The following is a 12,723-nucleotide window of genomic DNA, read 5'->3' on the forward strand; positions in this document are numbered from 1 at the left end:
CTTCCTTGTCCGTACGCGAACTGGTGGTGCTCGGCACCGCCAGCCAGGTGCCCACCCGCCACCGCAACCACAACGGCTATCTGCTGCGCTGGGACGGCGAGGGCATCCTGTTCGACCCCGGCGAGGGCACCCAGCGCCAGATGCTGCGCGCCGGGGTCGCCGCGCACGACCTGAACCGGATCTGCGTCACCCACTTCCACGGCGACCACTCGCTCGGCCTCGCCGGAGTGATCCAGCGCATCAACCTCGACCGGGTCCCGCACCCCGTCACCGCCCACTACCCGGGCTCCGGGCAGCGTTTCTTCGACCGGCTGCGGTACGCCACCGCCTACCGCGAGACCGTCGGCATCACCGAGGAACCCGTCGCCGCCGACGGCCCGCTCACCCGCACCGCCGGATACACCCTGGAGGCACGGAAGCTGTCGCACCCCGTCGAGTCGTACGGCTACCGGCTGGTCGAACCCGACGGCCGCCGGATGCTGCCCGACCGGCTCGCCGCGCACGGCATCAAGGGCCCGGACGTCGGCCGCATCCAGCGCGAGGGCACGCTCGACGGGATCGCGCTGGAGGACGTCAGCGAGGTGCGGCGCGGCCAGCGGTTCGCCTTCGTCATGGACACCCGGCTCTGTGAGGGGGTGCACGCGCTCGCCGAGGGCTGCGACCTGCTCGTCATCGAGTCCACGTTCCTCGACGAGGACGAGGAACTCGCCGTCGAGCACGGTCACCTGACGGCCGGCCAGGCGGCCCGCACGGCCCGGGACGCAGGTGTGCGGCATCTGGTGCTCACCCACTTCAGCCAGCGCTACAGCGACCCGGAGGAGTTCGAGCGGCAGGCGCGGGCCGCCGGGTACGAGGGCGAGCTGACCGTGGCCCGCGATCTGCTGCGGGTGCCGCTCCCCAAGCGCCGCTGAGGCCGCCCGTACGATGCTCCGATGCCCGTACCCAAAGCCGAACTGCACCTTCACATCGAAGGCACCCTCGAACCCGAGCTCGCCTTCGCCCTGGCCGCCCGCAACGGCGTCGACCTGCCCTGGGCCGACACCGACGCCCTGCGCGAGGCGTACCGCTTCCAGGACCTCCAGTCGTTCCTGAACCTGTACTACGCACTCATGACCGTGCTGCGCACCGAGCGGGACTTCGAGGACCTCGCCGACGCCTACCTGGCCCGCGCCGCGGCGCAGGGCGTGCGGCACGCGGAGATCTTCTTCGACCCGCAGGCCCACATGGCGCGTGGCGTCGGCATGGACACCGTGGTCGAGGGGCTGTGGCGGGCACTCGGGCGCAGTCAGGAGAGGCACGGTGTCTCGACCCGGCTGATCATGTGCTTCCTGCGGGACGAGCCCGCCGAGTCGGCCCTGGCGACGCTGGACGCGGCCAGGCCCCACCTGGACCGGATCACCGGTGTAGGCCTGGACTCGGCCGAGGTCGGCCACCCGCCCGCGACGTTCCGTGCGGTGTACGAGGCGGCCGCCGCGCTCGGGCTGCGGCGCGTGGCGCACGCCGGTGAGGAGGGGCCGCCGGCGTACATCACCGAGGCGCTGGACGTCCTCGGTGTCGAACGGATCGACCACGGGCTGCGCTGCGTGGAGGACCCGGCGCTGGTGGCACGGCTGGTGCGGGACCGGATCCCGCTGACCCTGTGTCCGCTGTCGAACGTCCGGCTGCGCGCCGTGGACACCCTCGCCGACCATCCGCTGCCCGCGATGCTCGACGCCGGCCTGCTGTGCACGGTGAACTCCGACGACCCGGCCTACTTCGGCGGCTACGCGGGCGACACCTTCGACGCGGTGCGCGACACGCTCGGCCTCGGCCCGGAGCGGCTGCGCGAGCTGGCCCGCAACTCCTTCCTCGCCGCCTTCCTGGACGACGAGGAGGACCGGCGGAGCGGGTACCTCGCCGAGGTGGAGGCGTACGTCTTCCCGTAGGCCCCACGCGGTCCTCGCCGTAGAGCCGTCAGCCGTCAGCCGTCCGGTGCGTCCGGCGCACGGACCGGTGGTGGCGCCGGCCTCCCTGTGCACACGGGGCGCAGCGCGATGACCCACGTCGCGTCCGCCGTCCCCGGCCTGCACCACGCCTGCGACCGCCACTCCCCGCGGCAGTCCGAGGACGTCCTCACCGAGCGCCTCACCTTCGAGGACGGCGCCGTGCGGGTCTTTGACGCGCCCGGCCTCGGCGTCACCCTCGACCACGGCCGGCTCGCCGCACTGCACCGGCGGTGGCTGGAGGACGACGGCGCGCTCCGCGACCGCGACGACGCGGCGGCCGTGCGGATCGCCGACCCCGGCCGGCTCCCCCCGGCGGTGCCCCGCTGGTGAGAGGCCCGGCGGCACGCCGGATCCCCGGGCGGGGGGCGGCTTCGGCGTGACGGACGGCGCGTTGTCGGCGGCGTGGTGCACACTGGCCAGAACCGCACCAGGCCAGGGAGCGCAACGTGAGGGCGTCCACCACGCCGGCCGCGTCAGCCGGAGAGGGAACCACCGGGGGCAACACCGGGGGTGCCGACCGGGGTGCCCCGGACGGCGCGCCCCGGGCCGCCGTCCGCTCGGGGTCGTCCTGCACGCCCCATGTCGACCCGCTCGCCGCGCTGCGCGCGCCCGGCGACCCGCCCTGGGACGTCTACCTCACCGGCACCGTCTTCCTCGACATCATCTTCACCGGGCTCGACTCCGCCCCGGTGCGCGGGACCGAGTCCTGGGCGCGCGGGATGGGGTCGAGCCCCGGCGGCGTCGCCAACATGGCCACCGCCCTGGCCCGTCTCGGCCTGCGCACCTCCCTCGCGGCCGCCTTCGGCGACGACCACTACGGGGACTACTGCTGGGACGCCCTGGAGAAGGGCGAGGCCATCGACCTCTCCCCGTCGCGCACCGTGCCCGGCTGGCACTCCCCGGTCACGGTCTCCATGGCGTACGAGGGGGAGCGCACGATGGTCTCCCACGGTCACGAGCCGCCCCCGGAGCAGCCCTCCCGCCCCTCCGGCCCCGCCGCCCGCAAGCGGCTCCCGCCCGGCGCGGACCTGCCGCCCTGCCCGCCCCGCGCGCGGGCCGCCGTCGCCTCCCTCACCCCGGGCCGCAGCCACTCCTGGATCGCCCGCGCCGCGGCGCGGGGCACTCGTGTCTTCGGGGACGTCGGCTGGGACGACACCGGTGCCTGGGACCTGGCCGCGCTGCCCGACCTGCGGCACTGCGAGGCCTTCCTGCCGAACGCGCAGGAGGCCATGCGCTACACCGGCACCGACTGCCCCCGCGCCGCCGCGCACGCCCTCACCGACCAGGTGCCGGTCGCCGTCGTCACCCTCGGCGCGGACGGGGCGTACGCGGTGGACCGGCGGACCGGGGAGAGCGCCGAGGTGCCGGCCATCGCCGTCGAGGCCCTCGACCCGACCGGTGCCGGGGACGTCTTCGTCGCGGGCTTCGTCACCGGCAGCCTGGCCGGCTGGCCGCTCGCCGACCGTCTCGCCTTCGCCGGCCTGACCGCGGCCCTCTCCGTCCAGGAGTTCGGCGGCTCCCTGTCGGCGCCCGGCTGGTCGGAGATCGCCGCCTGGTGGCGCGAGGTCCAGTCCGTACGGGCCCAGGACCCGGCCGCGCTGAGGCGTTACGCGTTCCTGGCGGACCTGGTCCCCGACGGCCTGATCCGCCCCTGGCCCCTGCGCCGGGCGGTCCCGACCATCGGCTTCGGCCGGTCGTCCTGACCCGCCCGCCGCCCCTCCCCGGCCCGTCGGTGCGGGCGGGGCGTCACCCCGTCCCCGCCCGCCACCACCCCGTTGTGAAAAGACCTACGGGGTTGTCATCCCCGCGTCGTACCCTGGGAGTCGCGAGGCCGCCCTCAGTTGCGCGGCCCTGACGAGGAGGAACCGCAGGCCTTCAGAGCCGGCCCATGACTCAGACACCCACAGATCACACCCCCGCGCAGGAGCAGGCGAGAGTACAGCTCACCGTCCCGGCCAAGCACCCCATGGTGACCGTGCTGGGATCCGGCGACTCCCTCCTCCGCGTGATCGAGAAGGCCTTCCCGGGGGCCGACATCCACGTCCGGGGCAATGAGATCAGCGCGGTCGGCGACGCCACGGAGGTCGCCCTCGTCTCGCGCCTGTTCGACGAGATGATGCTGGTGCTCCGCACCGGACAGCCGATGACGGAGGACGCGGTGGAACGCTCGATCGCGATGCTGAGGACCACCGAGGACGGGGAGGGCGACGGCCGGGAGACCCCGGCCCAGGTGCTCACACAGAACATCCTGTCCTCGCGCGGCCGCACGATCCGTCCCAAGACGCTCAACCAGAAGCGCTACGTGGACGCGATCGACCAGCACACCATCGTCTTCGGCATAGGCCCCGCCGGTACCGGCAAGACCTATCTCGCCATGGCCAAGGCGGTGCAGGCCCTGCAGTCCAAGCAGGTCAACCGCATCATCCTGACCCGCCCCGCGGTCGAGGCCGGAGAGCGCCTGGGCTTCCTGCCCGGCACCCTCTACGAGAAGATCGACCCGTACCTGCGTCCGCTCTACGACGCCCTGCACGACATGCTCGACCCCGACTCCATCCCCCGCCTGATGGCGGCCGGGACCATCGAGGTCGCGCCGCTGGCGTACATGCGGGGCCGGACGCTCAACGACGCCTTCATCATCCTGGACGAGGCGCAGAACACCAGCGCCGAGCAGATGAAGATGTTCCTCACCCGGCTCGGGTTCGACTCGAAGATCGTCATCACGGGTGACGTCACCCAGGTCGACCTGCCGAGCGGCACCAGGTCCGGGCTGCGGCAGGTGCAGGACATCCTGGAGGGCGTCGAGGACGTCCACTTCTCCCGGCTGTCGTCGCACGACGTCGTCCGGCACCGGCTGGTGGGCCGTATCGTCGACGCGTACGAGCAGTACGACAGCGAGCACGGCACCGAGAACGGCACGCGGGAGAGCGGCCGGGACAGGTCCGGGCACAAGGGGAAGTAGACCGAGCAGCAGATGTCGATCGACGTCAACAACGAGTCCGGAACCGAGGTCGACGAGCAGGCGGTCCTCGACATCGCCCGCTACGCGCTCGCGCGGATGCGCATCCACCCGCTCTCCGAACTCTCGGTGATCGTGGTGGACGCCGCCGCGATGGAAGAGCTCCACATCCAGTGGATGGACCTGCCGGGACCGACGGACGTCATGTCGTTCCCGATGGACGAGCTGCGGCCGCCCGCGAAGGACGAGGCCGAGCCGCCGCAGGGGCTGCTCGGCGACATCGTGCTGTGCCCCGAGGTCGCCGCCAGGCAGGGCGCCGAGGCGCCGACGCGGCACACCATGGACGAGGAGCTCCAGCTGCTCACCGTCCACGGTGTGCTGCACCTGCTGGGCTACGACCACGAGGAGCCCGACGAGAAGGCCGAGATGTTCGGCCTGCAGGCCGCCATCGTCGACGGCTGGCGCGCGGAGAAGGGCATCACCGGCCCGTCCCCCGCCCCGACCGTGTCATGAGCCCGCACCTCGTGCTGGGCGCGATCGCCCTGATCGTCGTCGCCTGGCTGTTCGCCTGCGCGGAGGCGGGCATCGCCCGGGTCTCCACCTTCCGCGCCGAGGAGGCCGCGCGCTCCGGCCGCCGGGGCAGCGCCCGGCTCGCGAGGCTCGCCGCCGACCCGACCCGCTACCTCAACGTGGCCCTGCTGGTCCGTGTCGGCTGCGAGATGGCCGCCGCCGCGCTGGTCACCTACGCCTGCCTGCGCGAGTTCGACGGCACCGCCGAGGCCCTGCTGATCGCCATCGCGGTCATGGTCCTCGTCTCCTACGTCGCCGTCGGCGTCTCCCCGCGCACCATCGGCCGCCAGCACCCCCTGAACACGGCCACGGCGGCGGCGTACGTCCTGCTGCCGCTGGCCAGGATCATGGGCCCGGTCCCGAACCTGCTGATCCTCATCGGCAACGCGTTCACCCCCGGCAAGGGCTTCAGGCGCGGCCCCTTCGCCTCCGAGGCGGAGCTGCGCGCGCTGGTCGACCTCGCCGAGCAGGAGTCGCTGATCGAGGACGAGGAGCGCCGCATGGTGCACTCCGTCTTCGAGCTGGGCGACACCCTGGTCCGCGAGGTCATGGTCCCGCGCACCGACCTGGTGATGATCGAGCGCTACAAGACCATCCGGCAGGCCCTCACCCTCGCCCTGCGCTCCGGTTTCTCCCGGATGCCGGTGACCGGCGAGAGCGAGGACGACATCGTCGGCGTCGTGTACCTCAAGGACCTGGCACGCAAGACGCACATCAGCCGGGACGCGGAGAGCGAGCTGGTGTCCACGGCGATGCGGCCCGCGTACTTCGTGCCCGACACCAAGAACGCCGGTGACCTGCTGCGCGAGATGCAGAAGGAACGCAACCACGTCGCCGTCGTCATCGACGAGTACGGCGGCACCGCCGGCATCGTCACCATCGAGGACATCCTCGAGGAGATCGTCGGAGAGATCACCGACGAGTACGACCGTGAGATCGCGCCGGTCGAGGAACTGGGCGAGGAGCGCCACCGGGTCACCGCCCGCCTCGACATCACCGACCTCGGCGAGCTGTACGGACTGGAGGAGTACGACGACGAGGACGTGGAGACCGTCGGCGGACTGCTCGCCAAGATGCTCGGCCGGGTACCGATCGCGGGCGCGTCCGCCGTGGTCGAACTCCCCGACGAGCGCCGGCTGCGGCTGACGGCGGAGGCCGCGGCCGGCCGCCGGAACAAGATCGTCACCGTGCTGGTGGAGCCGGTCGCCCCCGGAGACCCGGGGGAGCCGGCCGACCCGTCCCGGGACGAGGCGCAGGAGGCGCAGGAGCGGGGCAGGAGGGACGAGCGGGCGGGGGAGCCGTCGGCATGACTCCGGTACGGCTGCGCGCCCTGTGCCTCTCCTTCGGTGCGGCCGTGGAGGACTTCCCGTTCAACCCGGAGACCTCGGTCTTCAAGGTCGGGGGCAAGCTCTTCGCCCTGACGAACCTGGACGCGCGGCCCCTGACGGCCAACCTCAAGTGCGACCCGGACGACGCGGTCCGGCTCCGCGCCGAGTACCCCGGGCTGATCGTCCCCGGCTGGCACATGAACAAGAGGCACTGGAACACGGTGACCGTCGACGGCGGCCTCCCGGACCGGCTGGTCCGGGAACTGGTGGAGGACTCCTACGACCTGGTCGTCGCCGGCCTCCCACGCGCCGAACGCCTCCGCCTCGACCGCGCGTGAGGAGCCGGGGCGCGGCCCCGCGACAGGGGAGCCCCGGCGGTCCCGTGACACCGCGTCGCAAGCGGCCCCGGGGCACGCCCCCGGGGCCGCGCTCCGTATGCTCGGGGCCATGACCGACAGCAGCGCGCTCGACCCCGAGGACCTCAAGATCGTCACCCTGGCCCGTTCCGCGCGGGCCCGCAACGGTGTGCCCGAGGGGGCCGCCGTACGGGACGAGAACGGCCGGACCTATGTCGCCGGGACCGTGGACCTGGACTCCCTGAAGCTGACCGCCCTGCAGACGGCGGTGGCGATGGCGGTGGCGTCCGGGGCGAAGTCGCTGGAGGCGGCGGCCGTGGTGACGGATGCCGGTTCGGTGCCGGAGGCGGACCGCGCGGCGGTACGCGACCTCGGCGGCCCCGGGACCCCGGTGCTCCTGGCCGGCCCGGACGGGACGGTCCGGGGGGCGTCGACCGCGGGCTGACCTGATCCGGGGCCTCTGGAGCGTCCCTGCCCCCCTCGGGTGTTACCAGCGGTAAATGGGCCGGAATCCAACCTTGCCGTGCCCTGCCTCCCACGCGTCAATGGAACCGTTGTCCCGACGGCCCGTCAGGCGCGGTCCGTCGGTTCCCCCGGCCCGCGCAGCGTGACGACCGCTCTCACCTGCCGGGCGTTTCCCCCCACGGAAAGGGAACCGGATTCCATGAGAGGCACACGAATCGGAACAGGCGCGTCGCTGGTCGCGGGGGCGCTCGCGGTCTGCGGGCTCGCCTTCGCCCCGTCCGCCGCCGCGGTCGCCCCCGGGACCGCGACGATCACCGCCGACTGCGGAAGCTTCGGCGGCGGCGAGGCCACCCTCACGGCGACCCAGAACGGCTCGGCCGCCACCCTCACCCTCAGCACCTCCGCGTTCACCGCACCCCTCGCCCTCGGCCGGGACTCCATCAACTCCACCCTCACGCTGGTGAACGACAACGGGGGGACCGTGAGGTTCGCCGGCACGAAGAACCCGGCCATGGCGACCGGCGACCCCCTCTCCGTCGGCCCGCTCGACGGCACCGTGGCCTCCGGCGACAGCCTGGAGGCGTACGGGGGCTCGCTGCGGATGACCGTGTTCGGCTTCATCACCATCACCTGCACGGCGGAGGGGCCGCAGTCACCGGGCCCGTTCGTCTTCGACTGATCCTTCGACCGGTCCCGGTCGAGCCCCACTCGACCGCTGCTCCACCGCTGTCTGCTCCCCCTGTTTCCCGGGCCGGACATCTCACGGGGTGCCCGGCCCTCCGGGGTCCGCCGCGGGCGGGTGGTACGGCGGGGCTCCGGGGATCAGGGAGAATGGGCGGCATGAGCGTTCGTACCCAGTCATCCGAGCAGCCCGCCGAAGCAGTCCACCGGGCCGGCTTCGCCTGCTTCGTGGGCCGCCCCAACGCGGGCAAGTCCACCCTCACGAACGCTCTGGTCGGGCAGAAGGTGGCGATCACCTCCAACCGGCCGCAGACCACCCGGCACACCGTGCGCGGCATCGTCCACCGCCCCGACGCGCAGCTCATCCTCGTCGACACCCCCGGCCTGCACAAGCCGCGCACGCTGCTCGGCGAGCGGCTGAACGATGTGGTCCGCACCACCTGGGCCGAGGTCGACGCGATCGGCTTCTGCATTCCCGCGGACCAGAAGCTCGGCCCCGGCGACCGCTTCATCGCCAAGGAACTGGCCGGGATCAGGAAGACCCCGAAGATCGCCATCGTCACCAAGACCGACCTGGTGGACGGCAAGGCGCTGGCCGAGCAGCTGATCGCCGTCGACCAGCTCGGCAAGGAACTGGGGATCGAATGGGCGGAGATCGTCCCGGTGTCGGCGACCGCGAACCAGCAGGTCGACCTGCTGGCCGACCTCCTCGTCCCGCTGATGCCCGAGGGCCCCGCCCTCTACCCCGAGGGCGACCTGACCGACGAGCCCGAGATGGTCATGGTGGCCGAGCTGATCCGCGAGGCCGCCCTGGAAGGCGTCCGTGACGAGCTGCCCCACTCCATCGCCGTGGTCGTGGAGGAGATGCTGCCCCGCGAGGACCGCCCCGCCGACAAGCCCCTCCTCGACATCCACGCCAACCTCTACATCGAGCGCACCAGCCAGAAGGGCATCGTCATCGGCCCCAAGGGCAAGCGCCTGAAGGACGTCGGCATCAAGTCCCGCCAGCAGATCGAGGCACTGCTCGGCACCCCCGTCTTCCTGGACCTGCACGTCAAGGTGGCCAAGGACTGGCAGCGTGACCCGAAGCAGCTGCGCCGTCTGGGCTTCTGACGCGGGGTGGTGCCGGGGCTCCTGCCGGGTGGCGGGAGCCGCATGTCGATGCGGTCCGGACCTGCATGTCGCGGTGGCCGAGGACTGGCAGCGTGACCCGAAGCAGCTGCGCCGTCTGGGTTTCTGACGCGAACCCGGGCGCCTTCGGCACCGCAGGTCCCTCAGGTGCCGGCCGGCCGGCCCCGCCGCTGCTCGCGCAGCACCTCGCGCAGCCAGCCGTACGACGCCTTCGGTGTGCGCCGCTGGGTCTCGAAGTCCACGTGGACCAGACCGAAGCGGCGGGCGTAGCCCTCCGCCCACTCGAAGTTGTCCATCAGGGACCACACGAAGTAGCCGCGTACGTCCACGCCCGCTTCCAGTGCCCGGTGCAGGGCGCGGAGGTGGCCGTCGAGGTAGGTGATGCGGGCCTGGTCGTCGATGCCCTCGTAGGAGCAGCCGTTCTCGGTGATGACGACCGGGGGGAGCCGGTCGCCGTAGCGGTCGCGGAAGCCGGTGAGGAGCTCGGTCAGGGCCCCGGGAACCACCGGCCAGCCGGAATCCGTCACCGGACGACCCTCGATCTCCCGTACGGAGAAGGGGAGTTCGGCCGGCATTCGGACCCCGCCGAAGTCGGTCTCCGTGCCCTGCGGGGCGCCCACCCGGCTCGGCGCGTAGTAGTTGACGCCGTACCAGTCGACCGGCTCGGCGATGATCCGCAGGTCCGCCTCGACGCCGCCGGGCATCAGGTCGCCGATGCCGTCCGGGTAGCGGCCGAGCAGCACGGGGTCGGCGAACAGGCGGTTCAGGAGCGTGTCGTAGAAGTCCGCCGCCGCCACGTCCGCCGGTTCGGGGGAGGCCGGCCAGGTCGGGCCGTGGGAGTTGGCGATGCCGATGTCACCGGCGCCGGCCGCGCGCAGGGCCCGTACCGCCAGTCCGTGCGCGAGGAGCTGGTGGTGCGCCACCGGCAACGCGTCGAAGAGCAGCTTCCGTCCGGGTGCGTGGACGCCCAGCGCATGCCCGAGCAGGGTGTGTTCGGCGGGTTCGTTGAGGGTGATCCAGCGCTTCACACGGTCGCCGAGGCGCCCGGCGACCTCGGACACGTACTCCGCGAACCGCTCCGCGGTGTTCCGATCCAGCCAGTCCAGACCGGCCGGCAGGTCCCAGTGGAACAGCGTCGGCACGGGCCGTACGCCCGCGGCACACAGGTCGTCGACCAGACGGTCGTAGAAGTCCAGGCCGCCCCGTGCACGCACCCGGGGCCAGGAGACGGAGAAGCGGTACGCGTCCACGCCCAGGCCGGACAGCAGCGCCACGTCCTCGCGGTGCCGGTGCACGTGGTCGCAGGCCACCGCCGCCGTGGAACCGTCCCGCACCCGACCCGGCTCGGAGGTGAACACGTCCCACACGGACGGTTCGCGCGCGTCCACCGCGCCCTCGATCTGGTGCGCCGAGGTCGACGCACCCCACAGGAAGCCGTCCGGGAAGCGGGGGACCGGATTCGTCGTCGCCATGGGGTGGATCATCCGCACCGGCCACGAGGGAAGTCAACGCCCTTGCAGTCGGAGGAGGTTGCGCAGAGCTTCGATCACGCTCCCTCCTTGAGCACTCTGCTGACCAGCGCGCGCTGTTCCTCGGTCAGCCCGGGGTCGGCGCAGTACACCGACCGCCCGTCCACCGTGATCCGGTAGCTGAAGCCGTCCGGGACCCCGGCCGGGGGGGTGCCCCGGCCGGCGGCCAGGGCCCGCTCGGCCAGGGCGTGCCAGTCGGCGGCGTCGGCCCGGGCCGAGGTGTCCACCTCGGCCCGCCGCTCGATCCCCGCGAACCCGCCCGCACGCCGCACCTGAATACGCATGGGTCCCTGTCTAGTACGAGAACGGGCGTGACGCCCACACCGCTGCCACCGCCGCTACCGCGTCGGCACCCCCACCCGCTCCCACGCCTTCGACACCGCCAGCAGTTCCTCGCCCTCGCCGAACCGCTCCCGCGCCGCCTTCACCGTGAGCGCCGCGAAGTCCGTGAACTGCGCGTCCTGCTCCAGCTCGCCGCCGGTCAGCACGTCGTACCAGACCTGCCCCGCCCGCTCCCACGCGTTGCCCCCGAGGGCGGTGGCCGCTTGGTAGAAGGCGTGGTTGGGGATGCCGGAGTTGATGTGGACGCCGCCGTTGTCCCGGCCGGTGCGCACGTAGTCGTCCATCGTCGCGGGCTGCGGGTCCCTGCCGAGGACGTCGTCGTCGTACGCCGTGCCCGGCGCCTTCATCGAACGCAGCGCCACCCCCGTCACCCGCTGGGCGAGCAGCCCGGCGCCGATCAGCCAGTCGGCCTCGGTGGCGGTCTGGCCCAGCGTGTACTGCTTGACGAGGGCGCCGAAGACGTCGGACACCGACTCGTTGAGCGCGCCGGACTGGCCGAAGTAGTCGAGGTTGGCGGTGTGCTGCGTGACGCCGTGCGCGAGTTCGTGGCCGATGACGTCGACGGGGATCGTGAAGTCGAGGAAGATCTCCCCGTCCCCGTCGCCGAACACCATCTGGTCGCCGTTCCAGAACGCGTTGCCGTAGTCGCGGTCGTAGTGCACGGTCGCGACCAGCGGCAGGCCGGAGCCGTCGATCGAGTCGCGGGAGAAGGCCTTGAGGAACAGCTCGAAGGTGGCGCCGAGGCCCGCGTAGGCGCGGTTGACGGTGGCGTCCTTGCCGGGCTCGTCGCCCTCCTCGCGGACCTTCGTCCCCGGCAGCGCGGTGCGGTGCCGGGCGTCGTGGACCGTCCGGTGCGGCTTGCCCGGCTCGGCCCCGGCGGGGGGCGCCACGGCCGCGGCGCCCACCACCGTGGTCAGGCGGCGCCGGGTGCGCTCGTAGGCGTCGCGCTGGAGGGTGCGGCGGGCGGGGCCGGCCAGCGCCGGGTCGTCGGCCCGCGCGAGCCGGTCCAGGACGTGCGGCGGGACGATGGTGCAGAAGACGGGCTCGAAGCCCCCGTTGGTCGTCATGCCCCGCACCCTTGCACTGCGTCACGGTGATGTCACTATCGGCGACCGTGTTCCCAACCGGGACGGGGGGAATGTGCCGCCAATCCCCGCCCGGGGCATCTCCGAGTGGTATACGACGCTTTTTGTCCCCTTCCTCCCTCTGGTCCCGCATACTGATACGGAACCTCGCGCGGGAGTGCGTCTCGGTTAAGCTGCGGAGCATCATGCGTTTCGGGCTGCTTCTCCTTAGCTGCCGCGGCGAGGGCCTGTAGTCGAGGCCGACCCCCTCCCCGCGGAGTTCGGCGTTGCGCCGTCGGCCGCCCCTTCCGGGATC

General features: G+C 72.5%; 13 protein-coding genes and 1 pseudogene. 11 read left to right on the plus strand and 3 right to left on the minus strand.

What is annotated here, in order from left to right; all coding sequences use genetic code 11:
- The first annotated feature begins 5 nt into the window (after window positions 1–5).
- The 11 genes and pseudogenes from ORI94_RS18365 to era all read left to right on the plus strand — a co-directional run bounded on the left by ORI94_RS18365 (window position 6) and on the right by era (window position 9,454).
- Window positions 6–911 (plus strand): ribonuclease Z, encoded by a 906-nt coding sequence (locus ORI94_RS18365; protein WP_266076772.1) that lies wholly within the window; start codon window positions 6–8, stop codon window positions 909–911.
- A 21-nt stretch (window positions 912–932) separates the two neighbouring features.
- Complete coding sequence (locus ORI94_RS18370; RefSeq protein ID WP_266076775.1) at window positions 933–1,925, plus strand: adenosine deaminase; 993 nt, start codon at window positions 933–935, stop codon at window positions 1,923–1,925.
- A 102-nt stretch (window positions 1,926–2,027) separates the two neighbouring features.
- A pseudogene (locus ORI94_RS18375) lies at window positions 2,028–2,315 on the plus strand (enolase C-terminal domain-like protein); the annotation flags it as partial.
- 116 nt (window positions 2,316–2,431) lie between these two features.
- Window positions 2,432–3,688, plus strand: coding sequence for a carbohydrate kinase family protein (locus ORI94_RS18380; protein ID WP_266076778.1), 1,257 nt, complete (start codon window positions 2,432–2,434; stop codon window positions 3,686–3,688).
- Window positions 3,689–3,873: 185 nt separating this feature from the next.
- Window positions 3,874–4,944: a PhoH family protein gene (locus ORI94_RS18385; protein WP_266076781.1), complete on the plus strand. Its 1,071-nt coding sequence runs from the start codon at window positions 3,874–3,876 to the stop codon at window positions 4,942–4,944.
- Window positions 4,945–4,956: 12 nt separating this feature from the next.
- Window positions 4,957–5,454, plus strand: a complete 498-nt coding sequence (gene ybeY, locus ORI94_RS18390) for an rRNA maturation RNase YbeY (RefSeq protein ID WP_257849162.1) — start codon at window positions 4,957–4,959, stop codon at window positions 5,452–5,454.
- A complete protein-coding gene (locus tag ORI94_RS18395) occupies window positions 5,451–6,821 on the plus strand; it encodes a hemolysin family protein (protein WP_266076787.1) in 1,371 nt (456 codons plus the stop codon). The genes ybeY and ORI94_RS18395 overlap by 4 nt, the downstream gene beginning before the upstream one ends.
- Window positions 6,818–7,177: an MmcQ/YjbR family DNA-binding protein gene (locus ORI94_RS18400; protein WP_266076790.1), complete on the plus strand. Its 360-nt coding sequence runs from the start codon at window positions 6,818–6,820 to the stop codon at window positions 7,175–7,177. The genes ORI94_RS18395 and ORI94_RS18400 overlap by 4 nt, the downstream gene beginning before the upstream one ends.
- A 109-nt stretch (window positions 7,178–7,286) precedes the next feature.
- On the plus strand, window positions 7,287–7,640 hold the full coding sequence (locus ORI94_RS18405; RefSeq protein WP_266076793.1) for a cytidine deaminase: 354 nt from the start codon (window positions 7,287–7,289) through the stop codon (window positions 7,638–7,640).
- A gap of 219 nt (window positions 7,641–7,859) precedes the next feature.
- Window positions 7,860–8,339, plus strand: a complete 480-nt coding sequence (locus tag ORI94_RS18410; RefSeq protein ID WP_266076796.1) for a hypothetical protein — start codon at window positions 7,860–7,862, stop codon at window positions 8,337–8,339.
- Between the two features lie 161 nt (window positions 8,340–8,500).
- Window positions 8,501–9,454, plus strand: a complete 954-nt coding sequence (era, locus tag ORI94_RS18415) for a GTPase Era (RefSeq protein WP_266076799.1) — start codon at window positions 8,501–8,503, stop codon at window positions 9,452–9,454.
- Between the two features lie 161 nt (window positions 9,455–9,615).
- Here era and ORI94_RS18420 read toward each other — a convergent pair whose 3' ends face one another.
- From ORI94_RS18420 to ORI94_RS18430, 3 genes are all read right to left on the minus strand, one after another.
- Window positions 9,616–10,944, minus strand: a complete 1,329-nt coding sequence (locus tag ORI94_RS18420; RefSeq protein ID WP_266076802.1) for a GH1 family beta-glucosidase — start codon at window positions 10,942–10,944, stop codon at window positions 9,616–9,618.
- 74 nt (window positions 10,945–11,018) lie between these two features.
- Window positions 11,019–11,285, minus strand: a complete 267-nt coding sequence (locus tag ORI94_RS18425; RefSeq protein ID WP_266076804.1) for a protealysin inhibitor emfourin — start codon at window positions 11,283–11,285, stop codon at window positions 11,019–11,021.
- Window positions 11,286–11,339: 54 nt separating this feature from the next.
- Entirely contained in the window at window positions 11,340–12,410 is a 1,071-nt protein-coding gene (locus tag ORI94_RS18430) for a M4 family metallopeptidase (RefSeq protein ID WP_266076806.1), read from the minus strand.
- Window positions 12,411–12,723: the final 313 nt, after the last annotated feature.

Origin of the sequence: Streptomyces sp. NEAU-W12, from assembly GCF_026242095.1 — a bacterium.
Classification (GTDB): domain Bacteria; phylum Actinomycetota; class Actinomycetes; order Streptomycetales; family Streptomycetaceae; genus Streptomyces.